The 23,197-nt window shown below is 62.2% G+C and carries 28 protein-coding genes; 1 reads left to right on the top strand and 27 read right to left on the bottom strand.

Going from position 1 to position 23,197, the window contains the following annotated elements; all coding sequences use genetic code 11:
- The 22 genes from QZ522_RS04895 to QZ522_RS04790 form a co-directional block, all read right to left on the bottom strand.
- The coding region (locus tag QZ522_RS04895; RefSeq protein ID WP_294608246.1) for an NADH-quinone oxidoreductase subunit H at positions 1 to 779 on the bottom strand (779 nt) is incomplete at its 3' end.
- Positions 780 to 786: 7 nt separating this feature from the next.
- Positions 787 to 1,188 carry a hypothetical protein gene (locus tag QZ522_RS04890; protein WP_294608242.1) on the bottom strand — a complete coding sequence of 134 codons (402 nt, stop codon included), beginning with the start codon at positions 1,186 to 1,188 and terminating at the stop codon, positions 787 to 789.
- A 2-nt stretch (positions 1,189 to 1,190) separates the two neighbouring features.
- On the bottom strand, positions 1,191 to 3,179 hold the full coding sequence (gene nuoG / locus QZ522_RS04885; RefSeq protein ID WP_294608239.1) for an NADH-quinone oxidoreductase subunit NuoG: 1,989 nt from the start codon (positions 3,177 to 3,179) through the stop codon (positions 1,191 to 1,193).
- A 6-nt stretch (positions 3,180 to 3,185) separates the two neighbouring features.
- On the bottom strand, positions 3,186 to 3,620 hold the full coding sequence (locus QZ522_RS04880) for a DUF5333 domain-containing protein (protein ID WP_294608237.1): 435 nt from the start codon (positions 3,618 to 3,620) through the stop codon (positions 3,186 to 3,188).
- 124 nt (positions 3,621 to 3,744) lie between these two features.
- Positions 3,745 to 4,077: a hypothetical protein gene (locus tag QZ522_RS04875; RefSeq protein ID WP_294608235.1), complete on the bottom strand. Its 333-nt coding sequence runs from the start codon at positions 4,075 to 4,077 to the stop codon at positions 3,745 to 3,747.
- A 55-nt stretch (positions 4,078 to 4,132) separates the two neighbouring features.
- Positions 4,133 to 5,428 carry an NADH-quinone oxidoreductase subunit NuoF gene (gene nuoF, locus QZ522_RS04870; RefSeq protein WP_294608232.1) on the bottom strand — a complete coding sequence of 432 codons (1,296 nt, stop codon included), beginning with the start codon at positions 5,426 to 5,428 and terminating at the stop codon, positions 4,133 to 4,135.
- Positions 5,429 to 5,434: 6 nt separating this feature from the next.
- Complete coding sequence (locus QZ522_RS04865) at positions 5,435 to 5,662, bottom strand: DUF5337 domain-containing protein (RefSeq protein ID WP_294608230.1); 228 nt, start codon at positions 5,660 to 5,662, stop codon at positions 5,435 to 5,437.
- Positions 5,663 to 5,670: 8 nt separating this feature from the next.
- Positions 5,671 to 6,285 (bottom strand): NADH:ubiquinone oxidoreductase, encoded by a 615-nt coding sequence (locus QZ522_RS04860; protein ID WP_294608228.1) that lies wholly within the window; start codon positions 6,283 to 6,285, stop codon positions 5,671 to 5,673.
- Between the two features lie 36 nt (positions 6,286 to 6,321).
- A complete protein-coding gene (locus QZ522_RS04855; protein WP_294608226.1) occupies positions 6,322 to 7,503 on the bottom strand; it encodes an NADH-quinone oxidoreductase subunit E in 1,182 nt (393 codons plus the stop codon).
- Positions 7,504 to 7,785 carry a hypothetical protein gene (locus tag QZ522_RS04850; RefSeq protein ID WP_294608223.1) on the bottom strand — a complete coding sequence of 94 codons (282 nt, stop codon included), beginning with the start codon at positions 7,783 to 7,785 and terminating at the stop codon, positions 7,504 to 7,506.
- A complete protein-coding gene (locus tag QZ522_RS04845) occupies positions 7,782 to 8,543 on the bottom strand; it encodes a hypothetical protein (RefSeq protein WP_294608220.1) in 762 nt (253 codons plus the stop codon). Before QZ522_RS04845 ends, QZ522_RS04850 begins: the two co-directional genes overlap by 4 nt.
- A complete protein-coding gene (locus QZ522_RS04840) occupies positions 8,540 to 8,899 on the bottom strand; it encodes a hypothetical protein (RefSeq protein ID WP_294608217.1) in 360 nt (119 codons plus the stop codon). Before QZ522_RS04840 ends, QZ522_RS04845 begins: the two co-directional genes overlap by 4 nt.
- The gene (locus QZ522_RS04835; protein WP_294608214.1) at positions 8,899 to 10,116 is read right to left on the bottom strand and encodes an NADH-quinone oxidoreductase subunit D; all 1,218 of its coding nucleotides are present in this window, start codon (positions 10,114 to 10,116) and stop codon (positions 8,899 to 8,901) included. Before QZ522_RS04835 ends, QZ522_RS04840 begins: the two co-directional genes overlap by 1 nt.
- Positions 10,116 to 10,334 (bottom strand): hypothetical protein, encoded by a 219-nt coding sequence (locus QZ522_RS04830; protein ID WP_294608211.1) that lies wholly within the window; start codon positions 10,332 to 10,334, stop codon positions 10,116 to 10,118. The genes QZ522_RS04835 and QZ522_RS04830 overlap by 1 nt, the downstream gene beginning before the upstream one ends.
- Positions 10,334 to 10,942, bottom strand: a complete 609-nt coding sequence (locus tag QZ522_RS04825; RefSeq protein ID WP_294608207.1) for an NADH-quinone oxidoreductase subunit C — start codon at positions 10,940 to 10,942, stop codon at positions 10,334 to 10,336. The genes QZ522_RS04830 and QZ522_RS04825 overlap by 1 nt, the downstream gene beginning before the upstream one ends.
- The gene (locus QZ522_RS04820; RefSeq protein WP_294608204.1) at positions 10,939 to 11,472 is read right to left on the bottom strand and encodes an NADH-quinone oxidoreductase subunit B; all 534 of its coding nucleotides are present in this window, start codon (positions 11,470 to 11,472) and stop codon (positions 10,939 to 10,941) included. Before QZ522_RS04820 ends, QZ522_RS04825 begins: the two co-directional genes overlap by 4 nt.
- On the bottom strand, positions 11,463 to 11,828 hold the full coding sequence (locus tag QZ522_RS04815; RefSeq protein ID WP_294608202.1) for an NADH-quinone oxidoreductase subunit A: 366 nt from the start codon (positions 11,826 to 11,828) through the stop codon (positions 11,463 to 11,465). The genes QZ522_RS04820 and QZ522_RS04815 overlap by 10 nt, the downstream gene beginning before the upstream one ends.
- Positions 11,829 to 12,049: 221 nt before the next feature.
- On the bottom strand, positions 12,050 to 12,841 hold the full coding sequence (locus QZ522_RS04810) for a crotonase/enoyl-CoA hydratase family protein (RefSeq protein WP_294608199.1): 792 nt from the start codon (positions 12,839 to 12,841) through the stop codon (positions 12,050 to 12,052).
- 39 nt (positions 12,842 to 12,880) lie between these two features.
- Entirely contained in the window at positions 12,881 to 13,741 is an 861-nt protein-coding gene (locus QZ522_RS04805) for a hydroxymethylglutaryl-CoA lyase (RefSeq protein ID WP_294608197.1), read from the bottom strand.
- Positions 13,742 to 13,789: 48 nt separating this feature from the next.
- A complete protein-coding gene (locus QZ522_RS04800) occupies positions 13,790 to 14,458 on the bottom strand; it encodes a glutathione S-transferase family protein (protein WP_294608194.1) in 669 nt (222 codons plus the stop codon).
- Positions 14,455 to 16,407, bottom strand: coding sequence for an acetyl/propionyl/methylcrotonyl-CoA carboxylase subunit alpha (locus QZ522_RS04795; protein WP_294608191.1), 1,953 nt, complete (start codon positions 16,405 to 16,407; stop codon positions 14,455 to 14,457). The genes QZ522_RS04800 and QZ522_RS04795 overlap by 4 nt, the downstream gene beginning before the upstream one ends.
- Before the next feature lie 91 nt (positions 16,408 to 16,498).
- Positions 16,499 to 18,103, bottom strand: coding sequence for a carboxyl transferase domain-containing protein (locus tag QZ522_RS04790; protein ID WP_294608189.1), 1,605 nt, complete (start codon positions 18,101 to 18,103; stop codon positions 16,499 to 16,501).
- 161 nt (positions 18,104 to 18,264) lie between these two features.
- On the opposite strand from QZ522_RS04790, the gene QZ522_RS04785 reads away from it, so the two are divergent.
- Positions 18,265 to 18,882, top strand: coding sequence for an OmpW family outer membrane protein (locus tag QZ522_RS04785; protein ID WP_294608187.1), 618 nt, complete (start codon positions 18,265 to 18,267; stop codon positions 18,880 to 18,882).
- Between the two features lie 68 nt (positions 18,883 to 18,950).
- Here QZ522_RS04785 and QZ522_RS04780 read toward each other — a convergent pair whose 3' ends face one another.
- The 5 genes from QZ522_RS04780 to QZ522_RS04760 all read right to left on the bottom strand — a co-directional run bounded on the left by QZ522_RS04780 (position 18,951) and on the right by QZ522_RS04760 (position 23,137).
- Positions 18,951 to 20,528, bottom strand: coding sequence for an AMP-binding protein (locus QZ522_RS04780; RefSeq protein ID WP_294608186.1), 1,578 nt, complete (start codon positions 20,526 to 20,528; stop codon positions 18,951 to 18,953).
- Complete coding sequence (locus QZ522_RS04775) at positions 20,525 to 20,830, bottom strand: hypothetical protein (protein ID WP_294608183.1); 306 nt, start codon at positions 20,828 to 20,830, stop codon at positions 20,525 to 20,527. Before QZ522_RS04775 ends, QZ522_RS04780 begins: the two co-directional genes overlap by 4 nt.
- Positions 20,831 to 20,932: 102 nt before the next feature.
- The gene (locus QZ522_RS04770) at positions 20,933 to 22,096 is read right to left on the bottom strand and encodes an isovaleryl-CoA dehydrogenase (RefSeq protein WP_294608180.1); all 1,164 of its coding nucleotides are present in this window, start codon (positions 22,094 to 22,096) and stop codon (positions 20,933 to 20,935) included.
- Positions 22,097 to 22,181: 85 nt separating this feature from the next.
- Positions 22,182 to 22,688: an RES domain-containing protein gene (locus QZ522_RS04765; RefSeq protein WP_294608178.1), complete on the bottom strand. Its 507-nt coding sequence runs from the start codon at positions 22,686 to 22,688 to the stop codon at positions 22,182 to 22,184.
- Positions 22,685 to 23,137, bottom strand: coding sequence for an antitoxin Xre/MbcA/ParS toxin-binding domain-containing protein (locus QZ522_RS04760; RefSeq protein ID WP_294608175.1), 453 nt, complete (start codon positions 23,135 to 23,137; stop codon positions 22,685 to 22,687). Before QZ522_RS04760 ends, QZ522_RS04765 begins: the two co-directional genes overlap by 4 nt.
- Positions 23,138 to 23,197: the final 60 nt, after the last annotated feature.

Genomic DNA, 23,197 nt, shown 5'->3' with positions numbered 1-23,197 from the left:
AGCGAGGTCAGCGCGCACATCAGGAAGATGGCGATATATTCACCGGCCATGAACAACAGGAAGGGCGTGCTCGAATATTCCACCTGATAGCCGGCCACCAGTTCGGATTCCGCCTCGGGAAGGTCGAACGGCGGGCGGTTGGTTTCGGCCAGGGCGCTGATGAAGAACAGGAAAACCATCGGGAAATGCGGCAACCAGTACCAGCCGAAAAAGCCATATCCGGTATCCTGTGCGCGCACGATCTCGCCAAAGTTAAGCGAGCCGGTCGAGATGATCACCCCGATGATGATCAGGCCGATGCTGACCTCATAGGAAATCATCTGCGCAGCCGAGCGCAAAGATCCGAGGAACGGGTATTTCGAGTTGCTGGCCCAGCCGCCCATGATCACGCCGTAGACTTCGAGCGATGAGATCGCGAAGACGAAAAGCACCGCGACGTTGATATCCGACAGAACCCAGCCATCGTTGAACGGGATGACCGCCCAGGCCAGTACCGCAAGAACGAAACTGGTCATCGGCGCAAGCATGAACACGGCCTTGTCGGCCCCCGCGGGCACCACGATTTCCTTGACGACATATTTCAGGGCATCGGCCACGGATTGCAGGATGCCAAAGACCCCCACAACGTTCGGCCCGCGGCGCATCTGCACCGCTGCCCAGATTTTCCGGTCGCCGTAAACCAGGAACAAAAGCGAGATCATGACGAAACCAAGCACCGCAAGGCATTGCGCCATGATGAGTACCAGAGTCCCGAGCGGGGTTGTAAAGAATTCAGACATCAGGCCCTCACACCATCGGTATTCCATTTTCCGCACAATTGGCGGCGACGACTTCAGCGTCGATTGTCTTGAGACCTCGGGGCAATGCCGCCGAGATGGTATAAATCGCATCGCCGCGCCAGACGCCACCCTCTTCGGCAACATTCGTGCGCAGGTGGCGCGCAAATCCATAGCCGCGGATCAGCGTATATTGCGCCGCGGCGCATTCGGCGTAGCGATCCACATCCTCGCGGCTGCGTGCGCCGCGCATGGTGACGTGGAAATTCACCAGATCGCCATCCAGAAGCCGCGTCTCGACCCCGTTGTATTCGGGTTGAAACGACGCAGCATTGCCCGCGCCTGCCTCGGCGCAGCCACTAAGCCCCCCCATCAGGGAGAGCGCCACAGGCGTTATGATGCCCGCGAGCATCTTCACTCTGCCGCAAGCGGGCGGGTGGCCCTGGCCTTGGCATTGGCGCTCAGCGTGCCCATCAACTCGCTTGCGCGGGCGATCGGGTTGCTCAGGTAGAAATCCGACACGGCGGTGCGGAAATCGGCCTTGCCCAGTTTGGCCTTGGCCAATGGTTGCCAATCGTTTTCGCTCACGCGGTCGACCTTTTTGAGGTGCGGCACCTCGGCAACCAGCGCCTTGCGCAGTTGCACGATGCTGTCATAGCCCAGTACCGCGCCGATTTCGCCCGACAACGCGCGCAGGATGGCCCAGTTTTCCTTGGCTTCACCCGGCGCGAACCCGGCGCGAAGCGCCAGTTGCGGGCGCCCTTCGGTGTTCACGAACAGGCCCTGCTCCTCGGTGTAGGCGGCCCCCGGCAGGATCACATCGGCGCGATGTGCGCCGCGATCACCATGGCTGCCCTGATAAATCACGACGGGACCGGCGGCGATTTCGACCTCGTCGGCCCCAAGGTTATAGATCACATCGGCACCCTCAATGGCGGCCTCAAGACCGCCCTCGGTGACCGCGCCCACATCCATCGCGCCAACCCGGCCTGCCGCATTGTGCAGTACCAGCATGCGGCCCGAAAGCGCCATGGCGGCGGCCAGAACCGCCTCGCCATCGGCTTCGCGCAGCGCGCCCTGGCCGACGATCACGATTGTATCCTGGGGGACGTTCAGCGCCTCAAGCGCGGCGCGGTCGGTGCCGGCATGGGTATAGTCAAAGGTCAGGTCAATCTTGGGGCCGACCACGGTGACATCGGCGCCATTGATCCAGGCGCGGCGCATGCGGGCATTGAGAACCGGCGCCTCGGCGACCGGATCGGTGCCGATCAGCACGATATTCTTTGCGCTATCAATGTCTTCGATGGCGACATTACCGACATAGGCGCTTCGGTTGCCGATGGGCAGGCGGGCCTTGTCGGTGCGGCATTCAACCTGTCCGCCCTGCCCCTCAACCAACTGTTTGAGGGCAAAGGCGGCCTCGACCGGCGCCAGATCACCGACCAGACCGGCCAGTTTCTTGGACCCCTTGATCGCATCGGACGCCTTGGCAAGGGCCTCGCCCCATGTGGCGGGGCGCAGTTTGCCGTTTTCACGAATGTAGGGCTTGTCCAGACGCTGACGACGCAGCCCGTCCCAGACGAAACGGGTCTTGTCGGAAATCCATTCCTCGTTCACCCCGTCATGGTTGCGCGGCAGGATGCGCATCACTTCGCGGCCCTTGCAATCGACGCGGATATTGCTGCCAAGGGCATCCATCACGTCGATGGTTTCGGTCTTGGTCAACTCCCAGGGGCGCGCAGTAAAGGCGTAGGGCTTGCTGACCAATGCGCCGACCGGGCAGAGATCAATGATGTTGCCCTGAAGGTTGCTGTTGAGGGTCTCGCCCAGATAACTTGTGATCTCGGCATCTTCGCCGCGACCGGTCTGGCCCATCTGCATGATCCCGGCCACCTCGGAGGTAAAGCGCACACAGCGGGTGCAGGAAATACAGCGCGTCATGTGGGTTTCGACCAGCGGACCAAGGTCAAGGTCTTCGCTGGCGCGCTTGGGCTCGCGGTAGCGGCTGAAATCGACGCCATAGGCCATCGCCTGGTCCTGAAGATCGCACTCGCCACCCTGATCGCAGATCGGGCAATCGAGCGGATGGTTGATCAGCAGGAATTCCATCACCCCTTCGCGGGCCTTCTTGACCATCGGGCTGTTGGTTTTCACCACCGGCGGCTGGCCTTCGGGGCCGGGGCGCAGGTCACGCACCTGCATCGCACAGCTGGCCGCTGGTTTGGGCGGTCCGCCGACGACCTCGACCAGACACATCCGGCAGTTGCCGGCAATCGACAGCCGCTCGTGATAGCAAAAGCGCGGCACTTCAACGCCCGCGACCTCACAGGCCTGGATCAGGGTCATTGCCCCTTCTACCTCGATCTGATGACCGTCGATGATGATCTTGCGTAGGTCAGACATCTGTTCTCACTTTGCTTTCAGAAGAACCCCGATCCTGCTGGAGCGTGCAATCTCGCTATGGCCGAGTTTGCAGAGCGCCGCCGGGTCGGACGGGTTCAGTCCTTTGGATTTTACGTATTTCTCGCCACGCGCACGCATGCGCGCCTTTTCATCGCGGCTGCGGATATAGGCCCGGATTTCGGTGTCGCTATAGCCCATATCAAGCGCCTGTCCGCGCAGATCATAAAGCACCGACAGTCCCTTCAGGGTGCGCGGGTCGATTTCGGTGCACTTGTCGCTGATCTCGATGGCCATGGCTACCCAGAGCATTGCGTCGTCAATCTGGCTTACCTCGCGGAGCGGCGGTTTGGTCTCATTGGCCAACGCCACCGTTGTCGCGCTGGCAAGGGCGCCACTCGCCCCGAGGGCAAGACCAAGGCCAAGGGTCAGGATCATACGCATGGAATATCTCCTTTCATATCAGAGTCAGGCCACGCACCGTTTGCGCGCCCATCTGCACAGCAGATGGGTTGCGACAGGCCTGCTATGCAATAACAAGCCGCGTAAACCCCTGATATGAAACGCATTACTTCCATATAATACATCTACCCGTTACCGAAACCGTATCGCCGGAGCGGCCATAAACCGGGCCTTCTCCCTCGGGTACCCCGGACCATTCGATCTCGGATGTGCCGAAGCTTTCCAGGCAATAGCGGGTCGCCTCATGCACGGCGGCCTGTTGCGCGCCATTGATCCCGCGCGATGCACGACGGACCGAAGCCGTGAAATTGCGTCGGTCTTCCTTTTCGGCCCGCGTCTTGGGCGGATAGTAATTGCCATCGAAAAACGCGCGTTCCGAACGCTCTGTACAGGCGCCGAGCAGCAGCACCGCACATGTGATCATCATCGCATGTTTCATGCCAGCTCTCCCGAAACGGCCCCAAGGCCATATGCACCAATGGCGTCCATCATGCTCACTCTGCTGCGACGGCGCTGACGCGGCCGGTGCGCTTGGATTTGATACGGTCCTCGATTTCGTCACGGAAGTTGCGGATCAGACCCTGAATCGGCCAGGCCGCCGCATCGCCAAGGGCGCAGATCGTGTGGCCCTCGACCTGCTTGGTCACATCCAGCAGCATGTCGATCTCTTCCGGCTCCGCGTCACCGCGCACCAGGCGATCCATCACCCGCATCATCCACCCGGTGCCCTCGCGGCACGGCGTGCACTGACCACAGCTTTCGTGCTTGTAAAACTTGCTGAGCCGCCAGATCGCCTTGATGATGTCGGTCGACTGATCCATCACGATCACCGCCGCAGTGCCCAGCCCCGAACGCTGTTCGCGCAGGTAATCGAAATCCATGATCGCCTCGCGCATGAATTCGCCCCGGATACAGGGCACCGACGAGCCGCCGGGAATGACCGCCTTGAGGTTATCCCAACCGCCACGGATACCGCCGCAGTGCTTTTCGATCAGCTCCTCAAAAGTGATCGACATCGCCTCTTCGACGACGCAGGGGTTGTTCACATGGCCGCTGATCGCGAAAAGCTTGGTGCCGGAATTGTTGGCGCGCCCAAAGCCCGCGAACCATTCCGGACCGCGCCGCAGGATGGTCGGCACGACGGCAATCGATTCAACGTTGTTCACCGTGGTCGGGCAGCCATAAAGCCCTGCGCCCGCCGGGAACGGCGGTTTCATTCGCGGCATGCCCTTCTTGCCCTCAAGGCTTTCCAGAAGCGCGGTTTCCTCGCCACAGATATAGGCGCCCGCACCGTGATGCAGGTAGATATCGAAATCCCAGCCCGACTTGCAGGCGTTCTTGCCGACAAGACCGGCCTCGTATGCCTCGTCAATCGCGGCCTGAAGCGCCTCGCGCTCGCGGATGTATTCGCCGCGGATGTAGATATAGCAGGCATGCGCATTCATCGCGAAGCTCGCAATCAGACAGCCCTCGATCAGCGTATGCGGATCGTGGCGCATGATCTCGCGGTCCTTGCAGGTGCCGGGCTCGGATTCGTCGGCGTTGACGACAAGGTAGCTGGGTCGCCCGTCGCTTTCCTTGGGCATGAACGACCACTTTAGACCGGTGGGAAAGCCCGCACCGCCCCGGCCCCGAAGCCCGCTGGCCTTCATCTGATTGACGATCCAGTCGCGCCCGTTCTGCAAAATCTTTGCCGTTCCATCCCAATGGCCACGGGAAATCGCGCCTTTCAGGCTACGATCGTGCATCCCGTAGATATTGGTGAAGATACGGTCCTGGTCCTTCAGCATAAGGCTCTACCTCTGATTATCCCGGCGCATCCGCCAGATTTGATAGGTCACTACAAGCGCCCAAATGAGCGCGGCAATCGCGGCAAGATCGAACAGAAAGACGAACCGTACCGGCCACCCCAACTGTCCCCCCAGCCATTGGGCGGCCATCCAGATCAGCATGGCCGCCGCGATGACCACACCGGCGGTGCGGCCCTTGCGTGCCATTTGCAGATCTTTCTCGCGGTCGCCCATCGCTTGCATCATCCTTCGTATACGCCACCCTTGGCAACGCGTTTTGAAAACTCGGTCTCGCCGCCCGCCGCAAGCACTCTGGCCTGTTCGACCCAATTGTCGCGGCTGACCCGGCCCTTGAACCCCTTGAGGTTCTGGTCGACCCAGGTCACTTCGTCTGCCCCCCAGCCAGCGATCTGGTCAAAGTGGTAGAACCCAAGCTCGTTGCACAGCGTCTCAAGCTTCGGCCCCACGCCCTTGATCTGCTTGAGATCATCGGCCTTGCCGCCCTTGGGCCCGCTCAGCGCCTCAGGGCGTTTGCCCTCTGCGGCAGTTGCCGCGCTCACAGCGGGTTTCGCCACCTCGGCCGTCGCGGTCTCCTCAGGGGCCGCGCCTATGTTTTTCTCGGGGGCAATGTCGTCATTGACCTCTGCAACCGTCGCCGTGTCGCCCCCGCCGGGATGTCCGGTACAGATCAGGCGCGTGATCACGAGACCGCAGAACACAGCAAATGCCAGCCCCAAAAGCAGCGCCGCAAAAAAGCTGACCGCCCCGGACGTCGACCACAAAACCAGCAAACCGACCACAGCGGCCAGCGCCCAGCAAACAATCTGGCAGGTGCTTGGTTTCGATGCATCAGACATGGCAAATTACCCCCTGTGGTTATCAATCAGGCGCGTTCAATAAATTCCACCCTTCTTGGCACGGGCAGAGAACTCTGTCTCCTTCCCCTCGGCCAGCAATTTCGCCTGCTCTACCCAAGTGTCCCGGCTGACCCGCCCCTTGAAACCTACAAGGTTCTGATCGGCCCAGGCCACCTCGGCCTCAGTCCATTTCGCAATCTGGTCAAAGTGGTAAAAACCCATGTCATTGAGCAGCTTTTCAAGCTTCGGCCCAACGCCCTTGATCATCTTGAGATCGTCCGCGCCGGATTTGCGCGGGGCTTTCATCATGCGGGGCTTTTTGCCCGCCCCGGTGGGGGCCGCGGGCTCTGCCGCCTGTTTCACCGGCTTGGCGGCCGGTTTCACCGCAGGTTTCGCGACGCTCTTGGCCTCGGCCTTGGCTGCCGGTTTCGGCGCCTTGGCTTTGGCGCTCACGTCCGCCGGCGCCTCGTTTTGCTTGACCGAGGGCGCGGCGGGCTTGTGATTGGCCCCCTTGTCGCGCCAGGGCGTCAGGATCGGCACCTCGGTGCCATCAATCCGCTTGATGGTATCGCCGATGTCGCTGGCCCGTTGCGCGCTTGCGTTATAGTCGGCGCGACCGCTGTCAAACCCGGTCAGGCTCGTGAGGCCGGATTTCGGCTCGGCGGCGTAACGGCCATTTTGCGGCCCCGGCGTGGGCACCTTGCCTGCGGCCATGTCGTCGATCATCCGGGCAAAGCCCTCGGCGGTCAGATCCTCGTAGTAATCCTTGCCGATCTGGGCCATCGGCGCGTTGGCGCAAGCGCCAAGGCATTCGACCTCTTCCCAGGAAAACTTGCCGTCTGCCGACAATTCATGGGCGCGCGGCGCGATCTTTTCGCGGCAGACCGCAATCAGATCCTCGGCCCCGCAGATCATGCAGGTAGTGGTGCCGCAGACCTGGATATGCGCCACGGTTCCGACCGGCTGAAGCTGGAACATGAAATAGAAGGTCGCCACTTCGAGGGCGCGGATATAATCCATGCCGAGCATGTCGGCGACATACTCGATCGCCGGGCGGCTGAGCCAGCTTTCCTGTTCCTGCGCGCGCCAGAGCAGAGGAATGATCGCGCTGGCCTGACGGCCTTCGGGGTACTTGCTGATCTGCCCCTTGGCCCCCTCAAGATTGGCGGGGGTGAAGGCAAAGCTTTCGGGTTGCTCGTGATGAAGACGGCGTAGCATCTATGCACAGGCTCCTGTGGTCAGTTTGACGCCCCCGTCGGGAAGCCGCTCGGCCCCGCCGGAGGAAAGTTTATAGGCCGTGATGTCGAGCACCTGCTGACGGGTCAGCCCGGTCTGAAACTCGACCGGCAGATAATCGGATTCACCCACCAGTTTGCACCCGACACTGGCCACTGCGGCGTCATAGGCGGCGATGTCCTTGGCGGACACCCCCTTTGGCGGCAGGGCGCAGGCGGCGGTCAGCCCAAGGCAGGCCGCTGCGAATACAGTCTTGCGCATCATTGGGCACAAAGCTCCTTGTTAATCGTCAGTGAATCGTCTTCGACATTCATAATTGCTTCGCCATCGGCAACCATCCTGGCGATCACCGGGCGCAATTCCTTGGCGGTGAACCCGGCGGCCGGCAGCATCTGGTGCGACTGCCCACGGCTCATCACACAGCCGACCGTGGCCATATAGGCCAGAAAATCGCTGCGCAGTTTCTCGGCGCTGCGCGGGGCCGTCTTGGGCATCGGCGCACTTGCGGCCATGGTCCCGGACAGCCCCCTGTAGGTGTCGCAAAGCCCCTGTTCGAGATAAACCGCCTTTTCATCCTTCGAGAGGCGCACTTCGCTCATCCGAAGCATCTTTTCCATCAGCAAGCGCACTTCGGCCATCTCGACCCCGACACGGCCAAGCATCGCAGGGGCCTCCTGGGTGGTCATCGCACAGTTGTTGTCGGCCAGCGCGGCAAAGAACCGCTCGCGCCCGGAATAATCAAGCTTGCCGCCGCAGGGCCCGCCAAAGACCACGAGTTGCCCATCCATGATGCGCGCGCGTTCTTCCACGATCAGCCGTTCGGTGATTGCCTTGGTCTCGGCCTGATCGGCAAACCCGGCCTCGGGCATGATCACATCTGCGCGGTGCGGTGACATCCGACAGCCGTTTTCGGCCATGACCGCGACAAAGGCCTCGATCCGTCCGGAACTGACCGTTTGCGCCTGCACCAGGGCGGGCAGCGCCGTCAAAACCAGACCAAATATCACCTGCCTCACCATCATCCCTGCCCCATCGCCAACATGGCCACCACCGACACCAGCAGTCCGGCGAAACCGGCGCCCACATGCTGGGCAATAGCAAACCCGCCGCGCGCGTAAATCCACGCATCGTGAAAGCCGGTATAGGCAAATACCGCAAACAGCACCGCAATCACCTTGAGATCGCCATAAAGCGTCGCGCCAAGCGCCAGTATCAGCATGCCGACATAGCGATCCGCCATCACCTCAGGCAGCTTTTCCGCCCGATGCGTGGTCTTCACCATCCCCGCCACCGGGTCGCGCAGAAACAGGGCTGCAAGCACCCCCGTCACCAGCACCCCTGCGCCCGAAAGCGCTATGGCAAGGGTTGTCAGCGTCATTAGCGGTCAATCTCCCCAAAGACGACATCCATCGTTCCGATGATCGCCGCCACATCGGCAAGCTGATGACCGCTGGCGATGTGATCCATCGCCTGAAGGTGCAAGAAGCCCGGCGCGCGGATCTTGGCGCGATAGGGTTTGTTGCTGCCGTCGGCCACAAGGTAAACGCCGAATTCGCCCTTGGGCGCCTCGACGGCGGCATAAACCTCGCCCTCGGGCACGTGAAAGCCTTCGGTATAAAGTTTGAAGTGATGGATGAGCGCCTCCATCGAGGTTTTCATCTCGCTGCGCTTGGGCGGCGTGATCTTGCCGCGGGCAAGCACATCGCCCTGCCCCTCGGGCGCGCGCAGCTTGGCAATGGCCTGATGGATGATATGCAGCGATTGGCGCATTTCCTCCATCCGGACCAGATAGCGGTCATAGCAATCGCCGTTCTTGCCAACCGGAATCTGAAACTCGAACTCGTCATAGCATTCATAAGGCTGCGCGCGGCGCAGATCCCATGCCATGCCCGACCCGCGCACCATGACGCCTGAAAAGCCCCAATCAAGCGCCTCTTGCTCGCTGACCACGCCGATATCGGCGTTGCGTTGCTTGAAGATGCGGTTTTCCGTCAGAAGCCCGTCGATATCCGCCAGAACAGCCGGGAATTCATTGGCCCATGTCTCGATATCGTCGATCAGGTCGCCCGGCAGGTCCTGATGCACGCCACCGGGCCGGAAATAGGCCGCGTGCAGGCGCGCGCCACAGGCCCGCTCGTAAAACACCATCAGCTTTTCGCGCTCTTCAAAGCCCCAGAGCGGCGGCGTCAAAGCGCCCACATCCATCGCCTGCGTGGTGACGTTCAGCAAATGGTTGAGGATACGGCCAATCTCGGAATACAGCACCCGGATGAGGCTGGCACGGCGCGGCACCTCGACCCCGGTCAGCTTTTCGATCGCCAGACACCAGGCATGTTCCTGATTCATCGGCGCCACGTAATCCAGCCGGTCGAAATAGGGCAGGTTTTGCAGGTACGTACGCGATTCCATCAACTTTTCGGTGCCACGATGCAGCAGGCCGATATGCGGATCGCAGCGTTCGACGATCTCGCCGTCAAGCTCAAGCACAAGCCGCAAAACACCATGCGCAGCAGGGTGTTGCGGGCCGAAATTGATGTTGAAATTGCGGATTTTCTGTTCGCCGGTCAGGGCGTCGTCGAATTTGGTGCCGTCCATCACGCGCGCCCTCCGTCAATCTTGTCGCGGAATGCCATGACCCACAAAAGGATCAACGCCCCAAGAGGGATGACAGCCACAATCGCCACCCAGTTGGGGATTCCGAACTTTGGCAGCAAACGCCAGAACGGGATCACCAACAGCGCCGCAAAGATCACCATGAAAATCAGCCCGCCGCCGCCCATGCCGTAACCGCCCATACCAAATCCGCCGCCCATTACTTCGACCCCTCTTGCTTTTCATCACCCGGAAGGATGTATTCCGCGCCTTCCCATGGGCTCATGAAATCGAACTGCCGGTATTCCTGCACAAGGCTGACGGGTTCATAGACAACGCGCTTGTGCACCTCGTCGTAACGCACCTCTGTGTAGCCCGTGGTCGGGAAATCCTTGCGCAGCGGATGGCCGCGAAAGCCATAATCGGTCAGGATGCGGCGCAGGTCGGGATGGCCGCTGAACAGGATGCCGTACATGTCGAACACTTCGCGCTCGAACCAGTTCGCAGCCGGATAAACCTCGGTGATCGAGGGCACCATGTCATCTTCGCGTGTCGCGACCCGCAGGCGGATGCGATGGTTCTGATACATGCTCAGCAGGTGATAGACCACGTCATAGCGCTTGGCCCGCTCAGGATAGTCCACGGCGGTGATATCCACCAGCGTGGAAAACGCACAGTTCTGATCGGTTTTCAGAAACTCGACCAGCCCGGTGACATTGGACAGGGCCACATCGACATTCAGCTCGCCATGGGCAATCTCCCAGCCAAGCACGCAATCGCCGCGCTTCAGCTCGATATAGCCGCCCAGTTCTTTCAGTGCATTGGTCATCTTACAATCGTCCCCGTCCGGCGAATTTTGCGCTGCAATTGCAGGATGCCATAGACCAGCGCCTCTGCGGTCGGCGGACAGCCGGGCACGTAGATATCGACCGGCACGATCCGGTCACAGCCGCGCACGACCGAATAGCTGTAGTGATAATAGCCGCCGCCATTGGCGCAGGACCCCATCGAGATCACATAGCGCGGTTCCGGCATCTGGTCGTAAACCTTGCGCAGCGCCGGGGCCATCTTGTTGGTCAGCGTGCCGGCCACGATCATCACGTCCGACTGGCGCGGGCTGGCGCGCGGTGCGAAACCGAACCGCTCCACGTCATAGCGCGGCATGGCGGTGTGCATCATCTCGACCGCGCAACAGGCCAGGCCGAATGTCATCCAGTGAAGCGAACCGGTGCGCGCCCAGTTGATGATGTCCTCGGTAGAGGTCAGCAGAAACCCCTTGTCCTGCAATTCGGCATTCAGGGCCTGCGTCGCCACTTCGCGATCCGGCCCCGCCGTGTTGGCGCCTGTCATCACTCCCATTCCATCGCTCCTTTGCGCCATTCATAGGCAAATCCGGCGGTCAGAACCGCCAGAAACACCATCATCGACCAGAACCCGGCCATGCTGACGTCCTTGAACGCCACCGCCCAGGGGAACAGCATCGCGATTTCGAGATCGAAGATGATGAACAGGATCGAGACCAGATAGAACCGGACGTCGAACTTCATCCGCGCGTCGTCGAATGCGTTGAACCCGCATTCATAGGCGCTGACTTTTTCGGGGTCCGGGCTGCGGACAGCCAGAACGACGGCCGCAAGGATCAGGACAAGGCCAAGTCCGATGGCAATGGCCAGAAAAACGAGGATGGGAAGGTATTCCCTCAGCATCTCTTCCACGGGGTGGCTCCTTTCATGCGCGTGCACGCGCATTCAGATGGCTGCAAATCTATTCCGGGTTTAAACCTGCCCCTGCATGGGGTCAACCGAGCGCGCGCATTATCGCAGGCCGGAAATCAACGATTTTAGCATTTTGTATGCCACGGTATGCTGCATCCGGGCCCGATTGGCCATGAAACCTTACCAGCGTGACGCGGCGCAGGATGAGCGCCGCGAATCTCTTATCCGGCGTCCCCCTGCCAGCGCGGTTTGCGGCGCTCGAAAAATGCGCCGATGCCTTCGGGGGCCTCATCCCCGGCCCAGCACGCGGCCAGCTCACCGACGGTATGGGCGATCACATCTGCGTCAATGCGCGGGCCTAGGCCGCGCAACAGCGCCTTGGCGCGGGCCACGGCGCCGGGCGCGCAGTCCAGATAAGGTACGATCTCGGCCTCGATGGCATCGTCAAGACCGGCCTCGGGCACAGCGCGCGCCAAAAGACCAAGACGCACCGCCTCGGCCGCATCAAAACGACGCCCCGACATAAAGACGCGCCGCGCGTTGGCCTCGCCCATACGGGCCGCCACATAGGGGCCGATGGTCGCCGGGATCAGGCCCAGCCGGGTTTCGGTCAGCGCCATCACGATGGTCTCGGCCCCGACCGCCACGTCGCAGACCGAGGCAAGCCCGACCCCGCCACCGAAGGCATTGCCATGCAACCGCCCGATCAGGGGCTTGGGCAGGGTGTTCAGGGCCTGCAACATATAGGCCAGCTTTCCCGCCTCCTGGCCGCGCGTGCCGGGGTCTGCCTCGAACTGCTGCCGCATCCAGGCCAGGTCGCCTCCGGCGCAAAAGGATTTGCCCCGTGCCGCCAATACCACCGCACGACAGCTGTCGTCGCGCCCCAGATCCTCGGCCGCGCGGTGCAGATCGGCAATCATCTGCGCCGACATCGCATTGTGCTTGTCCGCCCGGCTCAGCCAAAGGGTAACCACTCCGCGCCCGTCCCGCGTCACCTCCAGTGTCTCAAACATCGCTCTCCCCTTTTTCCCATGACTTTTGGGCGGAAACTCCTAATCTCGCCCGCCGCGCATTTCCCGCGCCATCTCGGCGGCTTTCAATAGAACTTCACCGTCAAGCCCGGTCTCATATCCGAGGGCCGTGAGCCTCTGATGCACGGCCTCAGTCGCCACATTCCCCGCGGCGCCCGGCGCATAAGGGCAACCGCCAAGCCCGCCGACCGCCGCGTCGAACACCCGTACGCCCCGGGCCAGCGACACCTCGATATTCTCAAGCGCACGCCCGCTTGTGTCGTGAAAATGCCCTGCCAGCCGATTTATCGGGACCACGTCACTCACGGCGGCAAGCATCGCCTCTACCGCCTCGGGGCGCCCCTGACCGATGGTATCGCCAAGGCTGACCTCATAGCATCCCATCGCCCAGAGCCGCTCGGCCACCATAGCCACCTGCGCCGGGGCAACCGGCCCGTCATAGGGGCATTGCACCACACAGGACACGTAACCACGCACCCGCACCCCCTGCGCATTGGCCGCTTCCATCACCGGAGCGAAGCGCGCAAGGCTTTCCTCGATCGTGGCGTTTATATTGGCCTTGGAAAACCCCTCGGATGCGGCCCCGAATATCGCCACCTCATCGGCGCCCGCCTCCATCGCGTCCTCAAAGCCGCGCAAATTCGGGGTCAGGGCGGCATAGCTTACCCCCTCAGCGCGCCGGATCTTGCGCAGCACCTCGCCCGAGTCGGCCATTTGCGGCACCCATTTGGGGCTGACGAAACTGGCCACCTCAATGCGCTCGAACCCCGCCTGGCTCAGACAGTTCACCAGGCTCACTTTCTCCCCTAGCGGAATCCGCCGCTTTTCGTTCTGCAACCCGTCGCGCGGGCCAACTTCAAAAACCTCGACCCGTTCAGCCATTCCCCCACCTTTCATCTTTCCAAAAATACTCAAACCCTGTCCCCGTGGTCAGCCCGGCCATGGTGGATAAAACGGCTTCTGAAAGACTTTTACGCTTTCCGGTCCCGGCAGGCTTGCCACGAATCCGGGGCGCCCGGTGATCCTGTCATACCATTTTTCCGTCTCCGGACAGCCCTCCAGTGATACGAAATGGCGAGCCATATAAACCGCCTGCCCCACCGCGATATCGCAGGCCGAAAAGCCTCCCGTCAAAAGATAGTCGCGATTTTCGACCGGCGTCGACAGTCGGGCCTCGATCGCGGCATAGCATTTGGCGATTCGCGCCGCTTCAAGCCGCATCACAATCGGGCTGCGCATGGCATCCTCATACAAAACGATATGCTGCTGGGTCAGCGCAGCCACATGCTGGCTGATGGTCTCGGCAAAATGCAACCACACGAGCCAGCCCATCCTGTCCATGTCGCCCGGCGCGCTGCCAAGGCCCGCCTCGGGAAAGCGCTCGCAGAGGTATTCGATCATCGCGCCGGATTCAAACATCCGCTCGCCGTCGATCTCAAGTGCCGGCACCCGGCCCGCTGGCGAGAGCGACAGGAATTCAGGCGCGCGCAGCGACCGGTCAAAGGCCTGCTCGACCACCCGGAACTCGACGCCGAGCTCGTACAGCAGCCACAGCACTCGCATTGAGCGGCTCTGCGAGACATGATGCAGCGTGATCATGCCGCCGTCTCCTCTTCTTCGACCTCAAGGCGCACAAGCGCCGCGCCCGCCGTGACCTGATCCCCCGCCGCGACCAGAACCTCGGCCACGACACCGTCACGGGCCGCCAAAAGCGAATGCTCCATCTTCATCGCCTCCAGCACCGCAAGCCGATCGCCCCGCACCACGCTCTGGCCCGGCACGGCATGGACCGCCTTGACCAGCCCCGGCATCGGCGCCTCGATCAGGGCGGTGTCGCCGCCCGCCGCACTCGCCCGCTCAAGCGGGTCGATCACCTCAAAGCTGATACCGTATTGCGCAAATACCGTGATCTCGGCCCCCTGCACTGCGACCTGCGGCGCGGGCTGCCCGTCAAGCCGCCAGAGTGCACCGACACGGCGTGCCTCGACGCGGCCCCCTGCAACCTCGAGATCATGGGCATCCGGCCCAAGGCTCCGAAGCCGCACCTTGATCTCCTCATCCCCCCGGCGCAGCAGCACCTCTCGCGCGAGCGGCGCCCAAAGCGCAAACCCGTCGCCGGGCCCGGCCTGCTGCAATAGCCCAGAGGCGGCCAAGGCCGCCAGCGCCACCACGTCCGGGCCCGCCCCGGGCACCACCACAAGCCTGTCGCTGTCGCGCGCAATCAGCCCTGTATCGACATCACCCGCACCAAAGCCCTCATGACGCGCCAATGCCCCCAGAAAGGCGAGATTTGTCACCGTGCCCGCCACCTCGGTCGCCTCAAGCGCCGCCGCCAGACGGCGCAGGGCAATGGCGCGGCTCGGGCCGTGGGTGATCACCTTGGCAATCATCGGGTCGTAAAACGGGCTGATTTCATCACCCGCGCGCACGCCGCTATCGGCGCGCACCCCGTCGGGAAAGCGCAGATGCGCAAGCCGCCCGGTCGCGGGCAAAAACCCCTTCGGCACATCCTCGGCATAAAGCCGTGCCTCAAAGGCATGGCCCGAGATCGTCAGATCGTCCTGTTGTTTGGGCAAAGGCTCGCCTGCGGCCACCCGCAGCTGCCATTCGACAAGATCGACGCCGGTAATGGCCTCGGTCACCGGATGCTCGACTTGAAGGCGGGTGTTCATTTCCATGAACCAGAACCCGTCGGGGCGCAGACCCCGGCTGCCGTCCACGATGAACTCGACCGTGCCCGCGCCCTTATAGCCGATCGCCTCGGCGGCGCGCACGGCGGCATGCCCCATGGCGGCGCGCATCTCGGCCGTCATGCCCGGCGCCGGGGCCTCTTCGATCACCTTCTGATGGCGGCGCTGCAAGGAACAGTCGCGCTCGAACAGATGCACGGCACTTTGCCCGTCGCCGAATACCTGCACCTCGATATGGCGCGGCTTCTGAATGTATTTCTCGATCAACACCGCCTCATTGCCAAAGGCGGTTTTGGCCTCGCTTTTGGCGCTCTCAAGCGCCTGGGCAAACTCCTCGGCCCGCTCGACAAGACGCATGCCCTTGCCGCCTCCCCCGGCCACGGCCTTGATCAGCACCGGATAACCGATCGCATCGGCGGCCCCTTCAAGGTGCTCCGGGTCCTGGTTTTGCCCATGATAGCCCGGCACGACAGGCACCCCGGCCTCTTCCATAAGAGCCTTCGCCGCATCCTTGAGACCCATGGCGCGGATCGCCGAGGCCGACGGCCCGATAAAGACAAGCCCCGCGGCCTCGACCGCATCCACGAAATCGGGATTCTCGGACAGGAAGCCATAGCCGGGGTGGATCGCCTGCGCGCCACTCTCAAGCGCCGCCCGGATGATCACATCGCCGCGCAGATAACTCTCGCCGGGGGCCGACCCGCCAATATGCACCGCCGCATCGGCCATCGCCACATGCCGCGCCTCGCGGTCGGCATCGGAATAAACCGCCACCACCTTCACACCCATCGCCTGCGCCGAGGCGATCACCCGACAGGCAATCTCGCCCCGGTTGGCCATCAAAATCCGCTCAAACATCATCGCCCCTTTCGCTCTTCGCCAAGCCTGACCCCATGGTTTCTTCTTGGCTCAAATACTCAAATTCCACATCGGCCCCGCACGGCATCGCTCACATCCGAAAGACGCCGAACCGCGTCTCTTCAATCGGTGCACAAAGCGCGGCGCTCAGGCTGAGGGCAAGCACATCGCGGGTCTTGCGCGGATCGACGATGCCGTCATCCCAAAGCCGCGCACTGGCATAAAGAGGATGGCTCTGGCGCTCGAACATCGCGATCGTAGGCTGTTTGAACGCGGCCTCTTCCTCAGCCGACCATGCGCCGCCATTGCGCTCGATCGCGTCGCGCCTGACGGTGGCCAGGACACCTGCCGCCTGCTCGCCGCCCATCACGCTGATCCTGCTGCCGGGCCAGCTCCACATGAAGCGCGGCTGATACGCCCGACCGGACATGCCGTAATTGCCCGCCCCGAAAGACCCGCCGACCACCATGGTCACCTTCGGCACATTCGTCGTGGCCACCGCCGTCACCATCTTGGCGCCGTGGCGCGCAATGCCCTCGTTCTCGTATTTGCGCCCTACCATGAAGCCGGTGATATTTTGCAGGAACACCAGTGGGATCTTGCGCTGTGAACACAACTCCACGAAATGCGCCCCCTTTTGTGCGGCCTCGGAAAACAGCACGCCGTTATTGGCCACGATCCCGACCGGACAGCCCTTGATGTGGGCAAAGCCGGTCACCAGCGTCTCGCCAAAGCGCGGCTTGAACTCGTCAAAGCGGCTTCCGTCGACGACCCGCGCAATCACCTCGCGGATATCATAGGGCGTGCGCAGATCGCCCGGCACCACGCCCAGCAACTCTTCGGGATCATAGGCCGGCTCTTCCGGGCTGGCCCAGTTCACCGTTGCGGGCTTGGCCCGGTTGAGCGATCCGACTGCCTGGCGCGCAAGGGCAAGCGCATGAGCGTCATCCTCGGCCAGGTAATCGGCCACGCCCGACAGGCGCGTGTGCACGTCGCCGCCGCCCAGATCCTCGGCGCTGACCACCTCGCCGGTGGCCGCCTTGACCAGCGGCGGCCCGGCAAGAAAGATCGTGCCCTGATCCTTGACGATGATCGTCACATCGCTCATCGCGGGCACATAGGCGCCCCCGGCGGTGCAGGACCCCATGACCACGGCGATCTGCGGGATACTCTTGGCGCTCATCCGGGCCTGATTATAGAAAATCCGCCCGAAGTGGTCACGATCGGGAAACACCTCGTCCTGGTTGGGCAGGTTCGCGCCGCCGCTATCCACAAGGTAGATGCAGGGCAGATGACATTCCTCGGCAATCTCCTGCGCGCGCAGGTGCTTTTTGACCGTCATCGGGTAATAGGTGCCGCCCTTCACGGTGGCGTCATTGCACACCACCATGCACTCGATCCCCTGGACGCGACCGATCCCCGCGATGACCCCCGCGCAAGGGGCTGCGCCGTCATAAAGCCCATGCGCCGCCGTTGCGCCGATTTCAAGAAACGGCGATCCGGGATCAAGCAGGTTGGCCACCCGGTCGCGTGGGGCCATCTTGCCCCGGCTCAGGTGCCGCTCGCGCGCGGCTTCGCCGCCGCCCGCCGCCGCAAGGGCTGCGGCCTCGGCGACCACGTCAAGGGCCGCAAGATGGGCCTCGCGGTTGGCCCGAAAACCCTCTGATCCGGGCAGTGCCGATGTGCCTAACTTCATCCCCTGAACTCCTGACTTTGCGGGCGTGCGACACCACGCACCCTCCCGACTGTTGCATTTTTGACGCAGTGCAAACTCTGATGTGCAACTTGACTCACATCAAAGTGATCACGGCGATTTCCGCGCAATGTCCCGCAAGTTTTCAACGGAACGGAAATACCATGAAAAAGATAACAGCCCTCACCCTCGCCGCGGCCCTCACCTGCTCCGCCGCCCCCGTCCTCGCCCAGTCTAAGGGCGACCTTACCGTCGGCCTCGGCTTTGCCGCCGTTCTGCCCAAGGACAACAACGGCGTGCTTGCGGGCGGCGCCGTCCCGGTTGACGTTCAGGAAGGCTACAGCCTGACGATCACCGGCGAATATTTCATTCAGGACAACCTTGGCATTGAATTGCTGGCCGCATGGCCGTTCGAGCATGACATCAAGAGCAACGGCACCAAGATCGGCACCGTCAAGCACCTGCCGCCCACCCTGTCGCTGCAATACCACTTTGCCAACAGTTCGCCCGTCACGCCCTTCCTCGGCGCAGGTATCAACTATACCACCTTCGTTGAAGACAAGGCCGTTGGCCCGCTTGCCGGTAATTCGCTCAGCGTGGATGATTCCTGGGGCGTCGCCCTGCACGCCGGTCTGGACTATGAAATCAGCGCAAGCGGTTCGCTGCGTGCCGATGTCCGCTGGATCGACATCGAGTCCGACGTCAAACTGAATGGCACCAAGATCGGCAAGGTCAAGGTTGACCCGTGGGTTCTGGGTGTATCCTACATCCACAAGTTCTAAGGCATCTCGCCAAGCGACTGGAACAGGGCCGGGCTTTGCACCGGCCCTTTTTCTTTGTAGCACGCCGGTCATTGCGCCACCTCAGCCGCCGCGCGCGCCTTGAGATCCTTGCGGATCACCTTGCCGGTGACGGTCATCGGCAGAGCATCAAGAAACCCGATTTCCCTTGGGTATGAATAGGTTGCAAGTCGTTCCTTGACATAGCCCTGCAACTCGGTGGCCAATGCGTCCGAAGCCTCGACTCCGGGCTTGAGCACCACATAGGCCTTGACGATCTCGGTTCTGACCGGATCGGGCTTGCCCACCACGCCAACGGTTGCGACAGCGGTGTGGGTGAGAAGGCAATCTTCGATCTCCGCCGGGCCGATGCGATAACCGGCGCTGGTGATCACATCATCCTCTCGCCCGACAAAGCGCAGATAGTCACCCTCCCAGATGCCGCGATCCCCGGTCAACATCCAGTCACCCCGGAATTTCCCTGCGGTCTGCTCTGGTTTATTCCAATATTCCAACATCATAGAGGCGGAACCTCGCCTGATGGCAACATCGCCCTCGGCCTGCGTGGGGGCGCCATTTTCATCAAGCACCGCCAGGTCATGGCCCGGCACCGCCTTCCCGAGACAGCCGGGTTTCGGGCTGAAAAGGGCCGCGCAGGAGCTGGCGACCATGTTGCATTCGGTCTGACCGTAAAACTCGTTGATCGTTATGCCAAAGGCCCGACGTCCCCAATCGAGCATCTCCGGCCCGAGCGGCTCGCCGCCGCTGGCGACACTGCGCAGCCCTGCGATGTGACTGTCCTGCGCCTTCAAAAGACGCAGGGCCGTAGGCGGGAAAAAGACATTCTTAACATGACCTTCCTGAATGATCTTCATGCACTCTTCGGCGCCGAATTTAGCCATGCGCGCCGCCACGACCGGCACCCCGATAGCCAGCCCCGGCATCAGCACGTCAAACAGGCCGCCGATCCAGGCCCAATCGGCAGGCGTCCAGAGGCAATCCCCCGGATGGCCCAGGAAATCATGGCTGATCTCGACCCCCGGCAAATGCCCGCTTAATACACGGTGGGCATGCAATGCCCCTTTGGGCGCGCCGGTGGTGCCGCTGGTATAGATCAGAACGGCAGGATCTTCGGCCCCCGTATCGAGCGTCTCAAACCGCCCCTGCGGCAAGGGGCCGCTTTCGGGCACAAGCGTCTCGACCTGTGGCAGATCGGCCAAAAGCCTGACGCCCTCGGCATCAGTCACAATCACCTTTGCCCCCGCATCGCCGACCCGGCTTGACAGGGCGTCATGCTTGAAGAGCTTGAACAAAGGTATTGAAATCGCGCCGATTTTCCAGATCGCAATATGGGCCGCAGCGCACCACGCGCCCTGGCTCCGCAAGACACCGACACGGTCGCCCCGCACCACTCCGCGCGCCACCAGAGCCAGCGCAAGCCGATCCGCCATATCGCGCAGCTGGCCATAGCTTATCTCGCGCGCACCCTCACCCGACAGGTCGACAATCGCCACCCTCTCCGGCGCACACGCCGCCCAGTCGTCACAGACCTGCACGGCCATGTTCAACCGCGCCGGAATATCCCAGGCAAAACCGGCGTAAAGCGCCGCATAGGCGGCCTTTTGCAATGTGGGGCGCATCTCGATCATGATTGCCTCTCCAAGCGGTTGGCATGGGCAAGGCGTCCATAGCCATCGACGAAATATTCATACCGCGCGCCGCCGCGCATATCGCAGGCCACCACAAGCCAAAGCCCTTCGCTTTGTGCCGGGCGCGCCGCACAGTCGGACCGTGCCGCCCCCACGCCCGCCTCGGCCAGATAGCGTGTGGCGAAGCGGTCGATCACCTCGGTTTCGGTCGTGCCCACGCTTCGCCCGCCAAGCATCAACCCGATCCCGGCAACCGCCGCCACCAGCGCCATCAGGGGAACAAAGAGCATCCAGCGCGGCATCGCGTCACGCGCCCGGACAGTTGTTTTGCAGACGAAAGGCCACAGCAGCCGGGCCACCGCCCCGTGGCGCGGGCAAGAGCATGAGCGCGGCGATCAGGCGTTTCACACCATCGCCCCCATAAGCTCGCGACCGATCAGCATGCGGCGGATTTCCGAGGTGCCGGCACCGATTTCCATCAGCTTGGCATCGCGGAACAACCGCCCGACGGCAGCGTCATTCAGAAAGCCGGCACCGCCCATGGCCTGCACCGCCTGATGGGCCTGTTTCATCGCCTCCTCGGAGGCATAAAGACAACAGGCCGCGGCATCCTGACGGGTGACATCGCCGCGATCACAGGCCTTGGCGACCTCGTAGACATAGGCACGGGCGGAATTCATCGCGGTGTACATATCCGCGATCTTGCCCTGCATCAGCTGGAAGTTGCCAATCGGCTGACCGAACTGTTTACGCTCGGCGAGATAGGGCATGATTTCATCCAGATAGGCCGCCATGATGCCGGTGCCGATGCCCGCAAGCACGACACGCTCGTAATCCAGGCCCGACATCAGAACGCGCACGCCACGCCCCTCTTCGCCAAGGATGTTTTCGAACGGCACCTCGACGTCGTCAAAGATCAATTCGGCGGTATTGCTGCCGCGCATGCCAAGCTTGTCGAAATGCGGGCTGATGGAAAAGCCCTTCATGCTTTTCTCGATCAGAAAGGCGGTGATGCCTTTGCTTCCGGCCTCGGGGTCGGTTTTGGCATAGACCACCAGAGTATCGGCATCGGGGCCGTTGGTGATCCAGTATTTGTTCCCGTTAAGCTTGAAGTGATCGTTGCGCTTTTCCGCGCGCAACTTCATCGACACCACGTCGCTTCCGGCACCCGCTTCCGACATGGCAAGCGCGCCGACATGCTCGCCCGAGACAAGCCGCGGCAGGTATTTCGCCTTTTGCTCGGGCGTCCCGTTCAGCTTGATCTGATTGACGCAGAGGTTGGAATGGGCGCCATAGCTCAGCGAGACAGAGGCCGAGGCGCGCGCGATCTCCTCGACCGCGATCACATGCGCCAGATAGGACATGCCGACGCCACCGAATTCCTCGGGCACGGTGATCCCCAAGAGGCCAAGATCGCCCATTTCCTTCCAGAGTTCGTTGGGGAAGGCGTTACTGCTGTCGACCTCTGCCGCCATCGGCTTGACCCGCTCCTGCGCCCAGCGATGCACCATCTCGCGCAGGGCATTCACATCCTCGCCCAGATCGAATTGCATGACTGCGTTAAACATCGCTCTCTCCCTCTTCGCCGGAATTTATTGAACACTTGTTCATTTTATAGCCACACATTCCGAGTCGGGTCAACAGTTCAAGGCATCAGGGGCGCGCCGCGTTCAATCTCGGGTCAAGAACAAAGGGCGTCTGGCTCAGGTTCTGAAAGGTCTCGGGCAGCATCGGAGCGAGGAAAATCAGGTTCCAGCTTTGCCGCGACACCGCCGAGGGGATCACGATAAGCCCGTGTTTCTGCAATTGCTCTGCGCCCCATGCGCGTCGTTCCGGCGTGGCATTTCCCGGATCAAGCCAGTCCGCCTCGGGAAGATCTTCGGGGGTAAACACCTTGACGCGCGCGGGATCGGCGATCTGAAAGGCGGTCATCACGTGGGGCTGCGTGTCGAGCACGCGAAAGCCCTTGTGCACAGCCACCTCGAGAATCGCCGTGCTGGGATCAAGTGCGCAGTAAACCGCCCGCGTGCCAACCGGGTTCCAGCGCCCGCCAGCCTGAAACGCGCCCTCGCCGGCCGCCCATGTCGGCGCATGTTTCGCCCGGTCAAGCCGATGCGCCCAGAGCCCGCCACCACCCAAGACCTCGGGCAGAGGCGTCACAGGTAGACGCCGTAATCAATCTGACGCAACACCCGATCGACAAGCGCCGCACCGATGAAGGTATCCAAAAGGTCAATCGGGCGCTGACCGTCCAGCGCCATCTGTTCGCTGCGCATCCAGTCAAGCGCCGCATCACGCCCGCCAAACACATCCTCGGCCCGCGTCAAGAGAATCGCGAACAGCACCAGTTGCGAGCTGACCCCACTGGAAAGCGGTCGCTCGGCCCCCTTCAGGCGCTTGAGCTGCGAGACGCTGATGGCAAGGATTTCGGCCCATGTCCGATCCGGCAACTCGGCCAGGGCGGCGCGAAAACTGGCAAGCATCCTGGCAGGCAGGCCCTTTTCAATCTCGCGGTGCACATCGAATGCAGTGCGCGGCGCCGGGCCCTTGCGGTCCAGGTATCTCCAGGACTGTTCAAGTTCTTCGCGGCTGGCGATGTCGAACGGCATGGCTGGATCCTTGAAATCTTGGCGCTTCCCCTCTGGGCCGGTTGCGCCCAAGGTGGATGA

Origin of the sequence: uncultured Roseovarius sp., from assembly GCF_913054395.1 — a bacterium.
Taxonomy (GTDB): domain Bacteria; phylum Pseudomonadota; class Alphaproteobacteria; order Rhodobacterales; family Rhodobacteraceae; genus Roseovarius.
The sequence above is the reverse complement of the archived record's forward strand: the minus strand, read 5'-3'. Positions and strand labels throughout refer to the sequence as shown.